The organism is Streptococcus sp. HCA-5024, from assembly GCF_037890265.1.
Lineage (GTDB): Bacteria > Bacillota > Bacilli > Lactobacillales > Streptococcaceae > Streptococcus > Streptococcus lingualis.
In genome coordinates this window covers 148,999-163,565 of record NZ_JBBKBR010000003.1, presented here as the reverse complement: position 1 = coordinate 163,565, position 14,567 = coordinate 148,999, and the positions used below count along the sequence as shown (strand labels likewise).

At 41.6% G+C, this 14,567-nt stretch carries 13 protein-coding genes; 10 read left to right on the top strand and 3 right to left on the bottom strand.

Going from position 1 to position 14,567, the window contains the following annotated elements; genetic code table 11:
- Nucleotides 1-9: 9 nt before the first annotated feature.
- The 7 genes from WKT08_RS06525 (at nt 10) to WKT08_RS06495 (ending at nt 7,556) form a co-directional block, all read left to right on the top strand.
- Nucleotides 10-2,514 carry an ATP-binding protein gene (locus tag WKT08_RS06525; protein ID WP_340280933.1) on the top strand — a complete coding sequence of 835 codons (2,505 nt, stop codon included), beginning with the start codon at nt 10-12 and terminating at the stop codon, nt 2,512-2,514.
- 11 nt (nt 2,515-2,525) lie between these two features.
- On the top strand, nt 2,526-4,409 hold the full coding sequence (locus WKT08_RS06520; RefSeq protein WP_324738275.1) for a conjugal transfer protein: 1,884 nt from the start codon (nt 2,526-2,528) through the stop codon (nt 4,407-4,409).
- A gap of 1 nt (nt 4,410) precedes the next feature.
- On the top strand, nt 4,411-4,635 hold the full coding sequence (locus WKT08_RS06515; RefSeq protein ID WP_021153907.1) for a hypothetical protein: 225 nt from the start codon (nt 4,411-4,413) through the stop codon (nt 4,633-4,635).
- Between the two features lie 16 nt (nt 4,636-4,651).
- Nucleotides 4,652-5,764, top strand: coding sequence for a CHAP domain-containing protein (locus WKT08_RS06510; protein WP_324738276.1), 1,113 nt, complete (start codon nt 4,652-4,654; stop codon nt 5,762-5,764).
- Between the two features lie 12 nt (nt 5,765-5,776).
- Entirely contained in the window at nt 5,777-6,025 is a 249-nt protein-coding gene (locus tag WKT08_RS06505) for a DUF3173 family protein (protein ID WP_003005186.1), read from the top strand.
- A 1-nt stretch (nt 6,026) separates the two neighbouring features.
- Nucleotides 6,027-7,178, top strand: a complete 1,152-nt coding sequence (locus WKT08_RS06500; protein ID WP_155200336.1) for a site-specific integrase — start codon at nt 6,027-6,029, stop codon at nt 7,176-7,178.
- A gap of 78 nt (nt 7,179-7,256) precedes the next feature.
- Nucleotides 7,257-7,556 carry a YbaB/EbfC family nucleoid-associated protein gene (locus WKT08_RS06495; protein WP_021153902.1) on the top strand — a complete coding sequence of 100 codons (300 nt, stop codon included), beginning with the start codon at nt 7,257-7,259 and terminating at the stop codon, nt 7,554-7,556.
- A gap of 207 nt (nt 7,557-7,763) precedes the next feature.
- On the opposite strand, the gene WKT08_RS06490 is transcribed toward WKT08_RS06495, so the two are convergent.
- The 3 genes from WKT08_RS06490 to WKT08_RS06480 form a co-directional block, all read right to left on the bottom strand.
- Complete coding sequence (locus WKT08_RS06490; RefSeq protein WP_023919176.1) at nt 7,764-8,357, bottom strand: 3'-5' exonuclease; 594 nt, start codon at nt 8,355-8,357, stop codon at nt 7,764-7,766.
- Nucleotides 8,358-8,410: 53 nt separating this feature from the next.
- Nucleotides 8,411-8,905 (bottom strand): DUF536 domain-containing protein, encoded by a 495-nt coding sequence (locus WKT08_RS06485; RefSeq protein WP_445330263.1) that lies wholly within the window; start codon nt 8,903-8,905, stop codon nt 8,411-8,413.
- 104 nt (nt 8,906-9,009) lie between these two features.
- Complete coding sequence (locus WKT08_RS06480; protein WP_320909715.1) at nt 9,010-11,298, bottom strand: Xaa-Pro dipeptidyl-peptidase; 2,289 nt, start codon at nt 11,296-11,298, stop codon at nt 9,010-9,012.
- A 101-nt stretch (nt 11,299-11,399) separates the two neighbouring features.
- Between WKT08_RS06480 and WKT08_RS06475 the strand changes: the two genes are divergently transcribed.
- The 3 genes from WKT08_RS06475 to WKT08_RS06465 all read left to right on the top strand — a co-directional run bounded on the left by WKT08_RS06475 (nt 11,400) and on the right by WKT08_RS06465 (nt 14,503).
- Nucleotides 11,400-12,677 (top strand): HdeD family acid-resistance protein, encoded by a 1,278-nt coding sequence (locus WKT08_RS06475; RefSeq protein ID WP_023919173.1) that lies wholly within the window; start codon nt 11,400-11,402, stop codon nt 12,675-12,677.
- 106 nt (nt 12,678-12,783) lie between these two features.
- Nucleotides 12,784-13,551, top strand: coding sequence for a CppA N-terminal domain-containing protein (locus tag WKT08_RS06470; RefSeq protein ID WP_340280920.1), 768 nt, complete (start codon nt 12,784-12,786; stop codon nt 13,549-13,551).
- Between the two features lie 10 nt (nt 13,552-13,561).
- Nucleotides 13,562-14,503, top strand: coding sequence for a serine hydrolase domain-containing protein (locus WKT08_RS06465; protein ID WP_340280918.1), 942 nt, complete (start codon nt 13,562-13,564; stop codon nt 14,501-14,503).
- Nucleotides 14,504-14,567: the final 64 nt, after the last annotated feature.

Genomic DNA, 14,567 nt, shown 5'->3' with positions numbered 1-14,567 from the left:
GGAGGACCTATGAGTATTACTTTAACCTATCCTATAAGGGAAACACATGAAAATCTAGCTCTCAAAAAAGATCAAACAGTCGTTGCTTATTATCGTATTCCAAACACTCCTATCACCATTACAGATGATGAAAAAAAGGGCAAACATAAAATCACTGTTGCTCAAATGATGAAGAAGCTCCAGAAAAACAAGTTCTTTGAAATATCTCTGATCCCTAAAGATTATCTCTTAGAAGAGAAAATGCGAGACTTCTCAGATGCTCTAGCAGATGACAGTCGTGAGCTAGGAGAAGAACTTCTTCTTTACACGGTGGATCGTCTAACAGATGAAATGGAAATCCCTTATCAGTTTGACTGGGTCGTGGGCGTGACCTTACGCAAACAAAATCATGGAGCTACCGTCAAAGACTTGGCCTATGAGAGCTTTAATGAGTTCACTGAAAAAATCGCAAAAGGCCTTGGCTATGAATATGAATTAAGTCCCACCTGGTATGAAGACTATAAAAGTGATGAATTCACCATTTTCCAAGCCTTCTCTGTCCTTCGGGCAAAACGTTTATCCAATGAAGAACTCTTTTATTACCAGCGAATGCAATACCTACGCTATATCCCTCACTACAAGAAGGAGGTACTGGCCAATCGTGCTCAATTCAATATCACTGATACCTTGATTAAAGTCTTAAAAGGTGGTTTCCTCAAGCTAGAAAGCCCTTATGGATCTTCTTTTGTGACGATTCTTCCGGTAGGTAAATTTCCTGTTCAATTCAACGGTTTTCATCTGGGCGAATTTATCCAACGTTTGAACTTTCCTGTTGAACTACGAATCAAAGCAGAATTCATTGATACTGGTAAAATCAAGGGGAGAATGGGACGATCAAATACACGTTATAGAAACATCATGGAAGAGGCAGAAAATACCGATACTGTCCAACAAGACGAGATCATCATGGGGTCCATCTCCTTAAAGGACTTAATGAAGAAAGTCGGAAACAAGGAAGATATCATCGAATATGGGGCCTATCTTATCGTCTCTGCTTCTAGTGTGAACCAACTACGACAAAGACGGCAAGTAGTTTTGAATTACTTTGATGATATGGGGGTTGAAATTAGTGAAGCCTCTCAAGACGGACCTTATCTCTTTCAAGCTCTACTCTATGGAGAAAATCTTCAAAAGAAAACTCGCACCTGGACACATATGGTCACAGCTCGTGGTTTTTCAGAACTTATGCCCTTCACCAATACCTCTTCTGGAAACCGTATCGGTTGGTATATCGGCCGAGTAGATAACTGGACAGGACGTTGGGATAATATTGCAAAAGCCATTGATTCCTCAAAGAACATTGTCCTCTACAATGCGACAGTCGGAAATAAAGAAGATATAGCTGGGAAGATCACTAAGAACCCACACATCATTATTACAGGGGCAACAGGTCAAGGAAAATCCTTTCTTGCTCAGATCATCTTTTTAAGTGTGGCTTTACAGAATGTTAAGACCCTCTACATTGACCCCAAACGTGAACTTAGAAATCACTACCAAGAAGTGATCAACTCACCTGAATTTGCACGTCTCTATCCTGAACGCAAGAAACAGATTGAGAACTTTAACTTTGTAACACTGGATAGCTCACTACCATCAAACCACGGAGTCTTAGATCCTATTGTCGTTCTAGATAAAGAACAAGCTGTAGAGGTCGCAAAAAACATGCTTGAGTTTCTGCTACAAGCCGTAGATGATGTCACAATGGATCAGAAAACAGCTATCACAGAAGCTATTAATGCGATTGTAGAAAAACGAGTCGCTGGTGAGAAAGTCGGCTTTAAACACGTCTTAAAAGTGCTGAGAGACTCTTCTTCCTCTGAAATTGCTTCAGTTGGTCGTTATTTGACATCAATTGTGACGAACTCTATCTTGGAACTAGCCTTTTCAGATGGGACCACTCAAGGCCTTAACTATGAATCACGAGTAACTATCCTAGAGGTCAATAACCTCAAACTACCCAAGGACGATTCCACAAAAATTTCAGATCATGAACGCAACTCTATTGCCCTCATGTTTGCGCTTTGTGCCTTCTGTACCCACTTTGGAGAACGAAATGAAAATGAAGATACCATTGAGTTCTTTGATGAAGCATGGATTCTTATGAAGTCCGCAGAAGGAAAAGCCGTTATCAAAAATATGCGTCGGATTGGACGCTCCAAAAATAATACCTTGGCACTGATTACTCAATCTGTACATGATGCAGAAAATGACGATGATACAACTGGGTTCGGAACCATCTTTGCTTTTTATGAAAAGTCTGAACGAGAAGATATCCTAAAACATGTCAATCTAGAAGTCACTGAAAGCAATCTCGAATGGATTGATAATATGATTTCTGGTCAATGCCTGTACTATGACGTGTATGGCAATCTCAATATGATTTCCGTACACAACATCTTTGAAGATATTGATATGCTTCTAAAACCAATGAAAGCTACAGTGTCATCAAGCCTTGAAAATAAATACGCTAGTTAGGAGGTGAATCCATGCAAGAAGCTTTTGACAAACTAAGGGGAGTCGATATATTTTCTCTTAAGTCCTACATGGAGCCTACTGGGTTTGCTTCCTTTAATGGGGCTTGGGTTCTGATTAATGAGCTTTTCGTCAACTTCTTCTTTTTCATTCTAAACGCAGTGGTGGGCTTCTTTTCTTTACTGATTCGAATTCTTGAAAAGATTGATCTCTACTCCAACTACAAGAACTATGTGTTTAATGGAGCGATGAATATCTGGAAAGGATTTATTGGTTCAAGTTCTGGCGGAGTCGCAAAACAATCACTCGTTTCAATGTTGCTTCTGATTCTAGCGTTCTATCTCTTTTTTCAGTTTTTCTTTTCTAAGGGAGCTTTTTCAAGAACTCTCCTTCACGTCTTTCTAGTTATCATCCTTGGCTTTGGTTACTTTGGAACAATCGCTGGAACATCAGGTGGTCTATATCTACTTGATACTATCAACCATGTCTCTCAAGATGTCACTAAAAATATCACGAATATCAAGGTAGAGTATGGCAATAATAAATCCATTAAAATTGGCGATTCCATGGCAGATAGCTATATTGCAGAAACCTCTTATAAAGCCTATGTATTTGTCAATACAGGACAAGAAAACGGGAAATATAAGAATAGCCAAGATGGGAAACAAGAAACTTTTGACGATAGTAAGGTATTAGGAACAGGCGATAAGAATGGAAACTTTAAAGCGGTTAAATCGAAAGATCGTAATAAATATCTAGATGAACTAGGAAATGGAGCCAATGATGATGGTGAAAAGAACCGATGGGTTTCAGCTATGCCTGATTTCATTTTCACTCGTATGTTTTATGTCATCTTCAAAATCTGTGAAGCTTTTGTATTAGCTATACCCGTTATCTTGATTCAGATGTTAAACGTCATTGCTCAGACACTCGTCCTGATGATGATCCTGCTCTTTCCAATTGTGCTATTGATGTCCTTCGTACCAAGAATGCAAGATTTGATTTTTGGAGTTCTGAAAGTCATGTTTGGAGGACTGCTTTTTCCAGCTATCACAAGTCTATTAACGCTTTTAGTCTTCTATATTGAAAAAATGATCGAAAACATTGTCATTACAGGTTTTGATGGCATCCTTAAAACACTTCCATCTTTGATTATCTTTGGCCTTGTCTTTAAACTACTCATTTCAGTTGTCTCAAAAGGACTCGTATATTTCCTTCTATGGAAATACAAAGCTGAACTGATCCAATTCATTCTTGGCTCTAAAGCACGAATGGTTGCGAATGACATTGGAAATAAAGTTGAAAAAGGGGTCACAAAGACCAGAGAGGTGGCTTCGCAAGTACCATCGAGAAGTCTTTCATCTGCTCAACACCTTGGGAACTTTGCCTTAGCAGGTGCTGGTTTCGGAGCTGGAATGGTGATGAATGCTAAGAGTCACTTCCAAAATGTTGGTTCTTTCTTTACTAATAAGGAATCAGAGCACCAACCTGATGAAGTGCTCCCAACGGAAACACTTGAGACGCCAACAAGTCTAGATACTCCTGAACCAAACATTCCGAAAACCAAGGCAATTTCTGAGAAGGTTAAACCAGTTGAAGAAAAAACACCAACTCCTTCAATAGAATCTCCAATCACAGTGGAGCCAACACCAAGTTCAAGCGAGGAATTCCAAACCCTTAAAGAAGAATGGATTTCTCCATTTAAACAACTCCGCATTAATAGTATTGAACGCAAATTAGAGGAATATAAAGATCCTCAAGCCATGTACAAAGCTCAAGGATCGAATGCTTTCACTCGTGCTTATAGAAAGACTATGACACGAGATGATAAATTAAGAGCCAATATTGAACGAAGAGACCGATTAACAGAACGCTTAAAACAACTCAGAGGAGAATGATATGAATACCAAAATACGCTCAAGAACTTCTTTTTCAAGAGTTCTTGAAGAAACTCTTTATCAGGCCTACCAAGAAGGAAAACGCTCAGTCGATTTCCTTCTTTTGTTTCCAGTCTCAGAACAAGAAAGAGACCAAATCATCCTACAAACTAAGTCCTATTCGGTCGTCTTAGATGCAAAATGGCGTTTTGGGACTGTTTTGTTCACTGCTTATATAAGACATTAACTAGAAAGGAGATTCGATGAAAAAACTAAAATGGTTTCTATTAGCTGGTCTCATTCCTCTCTTTCTACCGGTCCTCATTATCATTATCCTTATGGGAGCTGTCGGAGGTGGCGGAACAAATGGCTCACCACAATCCCAAAATGGAGTGACTTATGCGGATCACTGGTCAGATGGAGATCCCTATACTCACAATTTACTTGTTCATCGCTTCGGTATCACAGCAGAGCAATTAGACGGCTTTTTAGATACGTTAGGAATCTCCTATGATAAGAATCGAATTAATGGAAAGAAACTCCTCGAATGGGAAGCTAAGTCTAATCTTGATGTCCGTGGAATCGTTGCGATCGCACTAAATGAAAGCTCTCTTGGAACTGCTGGAGTAGCCACCAATCCTGGAGCTAATATGTTTGGTTTTGGAGCCTATGACTCCAACCCAGAATATGCCAATAACTTTAATGATGAGATTGCTGTTGTCGGCCTAACCCAGCAAACCATCATTGGGAATAAAAACCAAACCTTTAAAATACAAGATGATAAAGCTAAAAAGTTTGCGAATGGAACACTCAATCCAGCAACTGATGGTGGGGTCTATTTCACAGATACCACTGGATCAGGAAAAAGACGTGCAGAAACCATGCAAAAACTGGATGCCTTCATTGATGAACATGGAGGAACACCAAAAGCTCCTGAACAAACTACAGGAAAAACTAGAGATGGTGGTGGCATCACTTCAAATGATATACCTGTAGGCTATAGTTTAACAACAGCTATTGATACCACAGGATATATCACTAGTACCTATCCTTGGGGACAATGTACCTGGTATGTCTTCAACCGTGGAAAACAAGTTGGAGTCAACTTTGATCCATTTATGGGAAATGGTGGTCAATGGATGAATAAGCCAGGATTCACAACAACCCATACACCAACTGAGCACTCTGCACTATCATTTAGCCCTGGACAAGCTGGTGCTGATCCGATATACGGGCATATTTCATTTGTGGAACAAGTTAAATCAGACGGCTCAATTCTCGTCTCAGAATGTAATGTTAAAGGATTAGGAATCATTAGTTACCGCACATTTGATGCGGAAACTGCAAGACAATTTACCTATGTCATAGGACATTAGAAAGGAATATATATGATTCAAGTTGTAGATAAAAATGATTTAATGGAATTGATTGGATATTCTGAAACTCAAGCTAGTAAATTAATACGAAAGGCTAAGAGCCAGCTTGTACAAGAAGGATTTGAATGGTATAAGAATAAACGTATTGGACGAGTACCAATTATTACAGTTGAATCCATTCTTGGTTTTCAAATACAATTAAAAAATGATATAATTGAGGGGAACCTTCAAAGCGCTGTCATGACTGAAGGAGAAAAATAGCATGGCGGTAATTAAACAGGACGATGGACTGTGGCTAGTTGATATTAGTGATGGTAAAAGTTCCTTAACTGGCAAACGTATACGACACCGCAAATCTAATTTTTTAACGAAAAAAGAAGCAGAGGAATATGAGGCTTATTACCGTATCCATAAGTTAAATCAGATACAGAATACAAAAAAACTCACCATTTCCACTCTTTATGTAATGTTAAAAGGAGAAGATGAGCTTCGTGGAAATAAAAGAAGTACAGTAGATACCCAGGACTCATACTATACCCAATATGTATCGCGATTCTTTGAAAATGCTGATATGTCTTCAGTTACCATTCAAGATGTAAAAAAATATCGAGATTGGTTAATCGAACAGCCTAGTGTAAAAGGCGGCACACTTACAGCAACGCATATTAACCAACAAATGATTTTTGTTCATAAATTGTTTGATATCGCTATTTCAAAAGGTTTTAGACAGGACAATCCATGTAATGCTATTCGGAAACTTCCAGAAAAGCATAAAGAAATGTCTTATTATACTCCTGAACAATTCAAGGAGTTTGAGTCCTATTTCGAAGAAAGTGAATATCCTTTTAAACTTCTATATCGTGTACTCATGTTTACAGGAATTCGTATGGGAGAGGCACTTGCCTTAACTTGGAGAGATGTTTTTCTTGACGAGGGATATATTAAGATCCGTAAGTCAGCATATTATCGCAATGGGAAAACACATATTGGATCTGTAAAGACAACTCAATCAAATAGAGAAATCTACATCCATAAAGCTTTTGTGGATGAGTTGAGAACTTGGAAATCAGTTCAAAGTCAGAAGCTGTCTAAGCTAACTGATTCAACAGATGATTTGCAGATTTTCCAATTTTCAGGAGAGCCTATGACTGCTCCGAATGTCTCTAACTTTAGAGCATCATTCAAGAAACGATTGCCAAAAGATTTCAAATTGATTCGAAACCATGATTTTAGGCATTCACATGTAGCCTTTTTAATAAATCAGGGACTGAGGAGAGGAGAAGGAAAGGATTATATCTTTTTCACTCTAATGAAACGACTAGGACATAGTTCTATCAATACTACAATAAATATCTACTCACATTTGTTCCCATCACAACAAAAAGAAGTCGCTAACGCATTCGACGATTTTTAGAAAAATGGGCAGAAGTGGGCAGTAAAAATTAAGAAAAAGGGTCTAAACCCTTGATACGAAAGGAATCTAGAAAATATTATGATGAATATGCAAAATATGATGAAGCAAGCTCAAAAATTGCAAAAGCAAATGGAGCAAAGCCAAGCGGAGCTAGCTGCAACTCAATTTGTCGGAAAATCTGCTCAAGATTTGGTTGTCGCGACTCTTACAGGTGATAAGAAGGTCGTCTCCATTGATTTCAATGTTGCAGTGGTCGATCCTGAAGATACAGAAACTCTTTCTGATATGACGGTTCAAGCCATCAATGCTGCCATTGAAGAAATTGATGCTGCAACCAAGAAAAAACTCGGTGCTTTCGCAGGGAAATTACCATTTTAAGCAAAGGAAGTTTTCATTAACTCAAAAGAGGCTGGGACAAAAGTCCTAGCCTCTTAATTGTTTTTGGATTGTTGAGCAAGACGCAGTGGTTGAGTGGGCTCTACTACGCTGATTTCTTCAGCTTTTACAGCCCTACTCAACTGTGCGGAGGTGGGACGACGAAATCGAATTCTAACGAATTACCGATTTCTGTCCCACTCTCTCTTTTTATTCATCAAAAAATCCGGATAAGTCCAAGCCTCCGAAGGGGTTGGTGGAGAAGTTCTCTTGCTCGTCAAGGAGGGTGCGGCCTTGATCAAATTCGAGGAATTGTTCGTAGACAAGAGCTGTCATGCGGGCGTCCTCTAAGCTATCGTGTGATTTTCCTGCGACTCCCAAAAATTCTGCAACGGTGTGGAGTTGGAGATTTTTAATGCCGTGGAGGTCAGATGGACGACGCTCGAAAGCTTGGTCAAAGACATCAACGGCGTACTGGTCTTCTAAATCTAAGCCATTTTCAAGCAGGATGGGAAGGTCGCTCTTCAGGGCATTGTATCCGATCAAGGGTCGATCTCCAACGAAGGCCTTGAATTCGCTGAGGACCTGTTCGAGTTGTGGGGCATTTTGGATCTTGTCCTGGGTAATGCCAGTCAGGCCGTTAATAAAGCTTTTTAGGGGCTTATCGGTGTAGACGTAGGAGTCGTAGTGATCGACTTCTTTACCGTCCGTAAAACGCACGGCAGACACCTGGATAATCTGATAGGCCCCTTCGTATTGGTTAAATTCGAGATCGAAGGCGATATAATCTTCTAATGCTTTCATGGGAAATCTCCTGTGGTAGAAAAGAAAAGGGACTGGTAGGATCCAGCCCCGGATTATCGACGGAAAACGCGTGCCCAGAAACCTTTGCTTTCTTGCTCTTGAACTTTTTCGTTGGCTTGTTCGAGTTCAAGTTTCAAGGTATCGCGATCGTTCATTGCTTGTAAAGTCAATTGTTGTTGTTGGTCCAATTGCTTGTCTTTTTCAGCAATTTGAACGTCTTTCACGCGCAACTGTTCATCTTTCTTAGCGAGTTGCTCGTCTTTGGCTTTGAGTTGCTCGTAGAGACGGACGATTTCAGCATTTTTTTCATCTACCAAAATTTCCATCAATTCGCGTTGCTTTACATCATCGCTGACTGGCTCATCTTCAAAAATAGTTTTTTTGTAGATTTCTTCGAGCTTGATCAAGCCACTACGGGTTACAACGGTAACCCCTTTTTCGTTTTTTTGGGTATCTTCTTGAGCCAGCGCCTTGACACGGTTATTGACCGCCTGGCGGCTGACTCCTAAAATTTCAGCAATTTCGCTGACAGTTTTTTCAATCGCCATAACTTCCTCTAATATCTTTTTCTATGAAATACTCTATTAGATAGTAACATAAGTAGGCTAAGCTGTCAAATGAAGCAAAGAAAGGCTAAGCCTTGATACCACGATTAGTGGGCCTCTGTCATTTCAGGAAGATGGAGGCTTGATTGTGCTAAGTCAATGGTGAGTTGGTAATCGGTTTGATCACGCACAGTGATTTCAAAGTCCGTCGTGTAAAGGACCAAGCGAAGAGTTGCACCTTTTTCGAGCTTGTAGATGGTTGGTTGGAGATCAAAGTCAAATTCCATCCACTCGCCTGGTGTTACGGCCTCAACCTCTAAGAGGTCATGCCGGTTTTGGAGGTTGAGATAACCTTTCGAAATCACTCGCTGGCCGGCTTCCTTGAATGGCAACTCGGTCAAGTTGTCTAGCATATGGTAGCGACCGTTATCCAGCGTACGGACCGATAAGACTGCAGGATAGGGTTGGAGGTATTTCTTGCTTCCAAGCTCTAAGAGTTGGGCTGAGAGAAGACCTTTATTGGTGCTGGAGTGAAGTCGCAGGTGAAGGCGAGCTTTCCCGTTGAGGTGCAGGTCTTCTTCGATTGGAAGATCAATTGTCACCTGTTGGGCCTTGTCTTGGTAAAGATCGCTTAAGAAGGTCGGATAAGCCTTGCCATAGCGCTCGTAATCTTTTGTCTCGTAGCGGTTTTGGATGACTTTTTCGTCGTCTCCCAGGGAGAAGGTCCGCTGATTTGTTTGGTTGCCAAAATCATCCAAGGAAGTCCAACTTTGTTCTCCTGTATTGTCCTGCCAGATGACAGTAGGCAATTCATAGCTTGAATCGTAGCCCAGCAATTTTTTAGAGAGGAGGGCGTTCATGCTTTCGCGGAAGTCAATGGATTGCCAGTTGTTGAGATAGACATGGGCACCATTGTGATAGAAGAGGTGTTTCTTGATGCTTGTTGGAAGAGCCTGGAACATATTAAAGACGTGAAGAGGTTTCACGTTCCAGTCTTGCGAACCATGAGTGAAGACCACCTCAGCCTTCACCTGATCAGCATGTAAGAGATAATTGCGGTCGTGCCAGAATTGATTGTAGTCTCCAGAAGCGCGGTCCAGCTCTTTTTTCACGATGTCTAGATCGGCTTGGTGGGCTGCATTATGGTGCAAATAGTCTCCACCTAGAAGGTTGCGCGAGTAGGTCAATTCGGCAAGGGAATCGAAATCTTCACCTGGATAGCCACCAGGACTTGTCACGAGGCCGTTTTCGCGGTAGTAGTTGTACCAAGAAGAGATCCCAGCCTCTGCAATGATGACTTCAAGACCGTCCACACCTGTGGTCGCAAGGCCGTTAGACATGGTTCCAAGGTAAGAGATCCCGGTGGTTGCGACCTTTCCATTAGACCAATCAGCTTTGACTTGGCGTTTGCGTGTGTGATCTGTAAAGGCCCGGCAACGGCCATTGAGCCAGTCGATAACGTTCTTGTAGGCTTCGATTTGTTGGTAATTTCCATTGGTCATCAAGCCTTGCGAATCTTTTGTCCCCACTCCAGATACGTAGAGATTAGCGTAGCCGCGTGGAAGGAGGTAGTCGTTGAGGGTATAGCTGGAATTGATATGGGTGAGAGTTTCTTCAGCTTCATCGACTAGCTCAGCTGAACCGACAGGATCCACCAATTCTAATTGAGGTACTTCTACTTGAATGGTATGAGGTTCTTTGACCTCGAGGTCGACATTCATATTGTAGAGGGCCTTGTCGCTGGCCTTATCGTTGGTCCCTTGGTGATAAGGACTTGCGGTCATAACAGCTGGAATCTTGCCTTCATAGCGAGGACGGATAATGCTGACCTTGACCAAGTCTGGCAGACCATCTTTGTCGGTATCGACCCGACTTTCCACATAGACGACCTCGCGGATGGCATCATGGCTCGTAAAGGTTGCGAGGCTCTTGCCGTTAAAATAGTGATACTGGTTATCTTCAGGAATCAAGCCATCGCTGACCAACTGATCGATGAGTAAATTTCCTTTTACTGTTCGAGTATTGAGAAGGTGATAGAGGTTTTCTACCAAGTTTCCATACTCAATCGGAAATTGGACTTCTTTCAAGAAGCTATCCGTATCTTCAAAATCAATAAAATAGCGGAAACCGAGTAATTGGAGGGCTACTGTGTAAAAAATGTTCGGAGACCATTCGCAGTCAGATTGGATATACGTTAAAAAGTCTGTTTTAGAATCCACCACTAGGTTAGAGAGGGGATAATCTGTATCTTTATAGGTGAAGTAAACCTTGCGGACAAACCATTCAAACAGTTCTTTTTCTGGGAGGTGGGTGGGAAGGTCAAACCCAATTTCTTTTAGTTCCTTAAGAATGTCTTTTTGGTCAACAGATAGATAGCTATATTGATTGTATTTCATAGACTGCTCCTTTTATCAGTTTCTTTTTTCTTTACTTCTTATATTATACTTGATAAAATAGTATTTGTCTAAAGACCTTTCGTCTATAAGGAGAAGGAATATTGAAAAAAATATCTTTTGAACAAGTTGCAAGAAGACGGACCTTATTGTTTGGGGTTCTTGCCGTCATTTTTGGGATTCTCATTTTTCGAAACGGCGTTGGTTTCACCAAATTTTCCTTGGATCTATTAGCCATTTACTTTTTAGTTGATGGACTAGGAAGCTTTCTTCTTCGCTTTTTGTTACGTAGCAAGTCTATTTCCTATAGCCACTCTATTTGGTTTATTTTTCTTTCACTTGCGTTGATCTGGTTGAATCGACTGAGTAGTCTGCCCGTAAACTTAGTTGTGATTTGTTTAGGGGCATATCAGTTGGGGAGTGCCATTGTCTATGGGATCACATTTTGGCTTTATAAGGCCAATCGGGTAAAAGGAGGCTGGCTCTATTTATGGGATGCGCTTTTAAACGGTGGGCTTGGTCTAGCAACTGTCTTGGAACCTGGTTCAGATGGGCACTTCCAATTTATCCTCTTGGGGGCTTATCTGGTCTTGTTGGGGATTTCTAATATTCGAGATGGTATTTTATTTGACAAAGACCAACAAGGCCAAGAGTTAAAACGTCGCTTTCGTATTAGCCTACCGGTTATCTTTGCAGCCTTTATCCCTGCTAAGGAGTTAAAACGGTTTAACCAGTTTCTTCAAAAAGGGAGCTCGGCGGGACACACAGGCCCTTATCGATTGGTGAAAAAAGAAGAAGAGGCAAGGGAATTAGAAATTTTGGTTCATACTTCTGACAGCAACTTATTTGGAGCGATTGGGCATGTAGATATTTGTTATCAGGGGAAGGTCATTTCTTACGGAAGTTACGATCCCTTTTCAGAGCGTCTATTTGGGACGATTGGGGATGGCGTACTGTTTAAAGTGGATAAGGAACCATACATCGAACTATGTAAAAAAGAGAGTCAAAAGACGCTGTTTGGCTACAGCCTATCCCTTACCGAAGAAGAGAATCAGGCAGTAGAGAAGCGTCTAGCTGAAATTGATCAGTTGTTAGAACCTTGGGATCCACCTAGGAGGTTACTGGAAGACGGTCAGCCGACCTACGCTTACAAATTGAAATATGATTTAGGGGCTGAGCTATATAAATTTACTTCTTCGCGTTTTAAATCTTACTTTGTTCTGTCTACTAATTGCTGCCTGTTAGCAGATTCCATTGTGGGACAGGCAGGAACGGCTGTATTAGATGTGCGTGGAGTGATTGCACCAGGGACCTATCAGGATTACTTAGAATACGAATTTGAAGCTCCAAACGGGCGGGTCCATACACGAACAGTATACTAAAAAAAGAAAGACAGATTTTTATTTTTGAAAAATCTGTCTTTTTTGCACAAGATTTCTTGTAAAAAGCCAGAAAATCTTTTACAATAAAAAGTGCTTGGAGGAAAGTATGACAGCAAATCAGATCGTAAGAGTGATCCCAGTCTTGAAAGTGAATAACCGAAATGTCAATCAACGCTTTTATGAAGAGACATTGGGAATGAAAGTATTAGTGGAAGAAGGAGCTCTCCTGTCTTTAGGAGATGCCTCAAAAGTAGAAAAAATCGTCTTAGAAGAGTCACCGAGTATGCGTTCGCGTAAGGTCGAAGGTCCAAAGAAATTGGGTCGCATCGTGGTGAAAGTGGCACAAGCTCAAGAAATTGATTATTTGTTGGCCCGCCAGCCAGAGACAAGCGCCCTTTACCAAGGAGCTAATGGTCGCGCCTTTGAAGTTGTGTCTCCTCAAGGAGATACCATTTTCGTGCATGCGGAAGAAAATCTTGAAAGCCTAGAACCTTTGGAGAAAGCGCCTCTTGTAGAAGCTCCCGAAGATTTCAAAGGTTTGACGAACTTTGATGTGGACTTTCTTGAGGTCAACGTGGCTGATCTTGCCCAATCTCAGGAGCTTTACAGACGCTTGCCAGATCTTGCCCGCTTTATCCATTTGCAGGAAGCCCAAGGAGAAGATCTCCAAGTGGAGAACAAGGTGACTTGGGATTTGAGCATGATCAAGGTCGAATTGGCATCTTTTGATGTGGAAGACTTGAAAGAACGCTTGGGAGAAGCTGTCGATTTTGTGCACCGTAAGGGAACTTTCTTGATTGCCAAGGATCCAAGCCAGATCGAACTCTGGTTTGAAGCCAATCAAGATCAGGTCCATATTTCTTATGAAGAATAAGAATGGAGTGATGAGCGTGAACGCAATCATCGAAAAAATTACCGAACAAATCCAAGAAGGCATCTATCCAGGTGCCTCTCTTGGGCTTTACCGCAATGGTCAGTGGAGTGAGCACTATCTAGGACTTGCGGACCCTGAAAAAGGAGAGCCAGTAGAGGCTGATCTGGTCTATGATTTGGCCAGTGTCAGTAAGGTCGTCGGAGTCGCTACCATCTGTGCCTTTTTGTATGCGAAAGGGGAGCTTCCACTCGATCGCCCCTTTAAAGAGCTTTACCCGCGTTTTGCTCATGAGAAGACGACCATCCGGGAACTCTTGACCCATACTTCTGGGCTCGATCCTTTTATCCCCAACCGGGATCAATTGGATGCGAGACAGTTGAAAACAGCCCTTGAAAATTTGCAGATAAAAGAAGACAAGAGTTTTCATTACACCGACGTCAATTTTCTTTTGCTGGGCTTTTGGTTAGAAGACAGGTTTCACCAGTCCTTGGATCGTTTATTTGAAGAGCTGATTTTTACACCTTGGAAGATGACAGAGACACGGTTTGGACCGGTCGAAAAGGCGGTGCCAACGGTCCGTGGCCTTGCTTCTGGAAGTGTTCATGATCCCAAAGCGAGAGTTCTGGGCCCTCATGCGGGAAGTGCAGGACTTTTTTCAACTGTTGCTGATCTAGAGCGCTTCTTAGAGCATTATCTGAAGGATGATTTTGCGCGTGACTTGTCTCAGAATTTTGCGCGTGAAGAGGGCAAGACCCGCGCTCTCGGATGGAATCTAGAGGGTGACTGGTTGGATCATACGGGCTATACTGGAACCTTCATCATGTACAATCGAAAGAGGCAGGAAGCTGTGATCTTTTTGTCCAACCGGACCTATGAGAAGGACGAACGGGCCCAATGGATCCTGGACCGCAACTCCTTAATGGACTTGATCAAACAAGAATTTGAAAAATAGAAATGGAAGGCTAGGATGATGGATCCTAGCCTTTTACTATCTGTCAGATAGAACTCAACTCCGT

Bases quoted from the DNA above. Each gene is read 5' to 3' on its own strand.
- WKT08_RS06525 (WP_340280933.1), top strand. From the start codon at position 10: ATGAGTATTACTTTAACCTATCCTATAAGGGAAACACATGAAAATCTA.
- WKT08_RS06520 (WP_324738275.1), top strand. From the start codon at position 2,526: ATGCAAGAAGCTTTTGACAAACTAAGGGGAGTCGATATATTTTCTCTT.
- WKT08_RS06480 (WP_320909715.1), bottom strand. From the start codon at position 11,298: ATGAAATACAATCAATATAGCTATCTATCTGTTGACCAAAAAGACATT.
- WKT08_RS06500 (WP_155200336.1), top strand. From the start codon at position 6,027: ATGGCGGTAATTAAACAGGACGATGGACTGTGGCTAGTTGATATTAGT.
- WKT08_RS06505 (WP_003005186.1), top strand. From the start codon at position 5,777: ATGATTCAAGTTGTAGATAAAAATGATTTAATGGAATTGATTGGATAT.
- WKT08_RS06470 (WP_340280920.1), top strand. From the start codon at position 12,784: ATGACAGCAAATCAGATCGTAAGAGTGATCCCAGTCTTGAAAGTGAAT.
- WKT08_RS06490 (WP_023919176.1), bottom strand. From the start codon at position 8,357: ATGAAAGCATTAGAAGATTATATCGCCTTCGATCTCGAATTTAACCAA.
- WKT08_RS06485 (WP_445330263.1), bottom strand. From the start codon at position 8,905: ATGGCGATTGAAAAAACTGTCAGCGAAATTGCTGAAATTTTAGGAGTC.
- WKT08_RS06515 (WP_021153907.1), top strand. From the start codon at position 4,411: ATGAATACCAAAATACGCTCAAGAACTTCTTTTTCAAGAGTTCTTGAA.
- WKT08_RS06495 (WP_021153902.1), top strand. From the start codon at position 7,257: ATGATGAATATGCAAAATATGATGAAGCAAGCTCAAAAATTGCAAAAG.
- WKT08_RS06510 (WP_324738276.1), top strand. From the start codon at position 4,652: ATGAAAAAACTAAAATGGTTTCTATTAGCTGGTCTCATTCCTCTCTTT.
- WKT08_RS06465 (WP_340280918.1), top strand. From the start codon at position 13,562: ATGAGCGTGAACGCAATCATCGAAAAAATTACCGAACAAATCCAAGAA.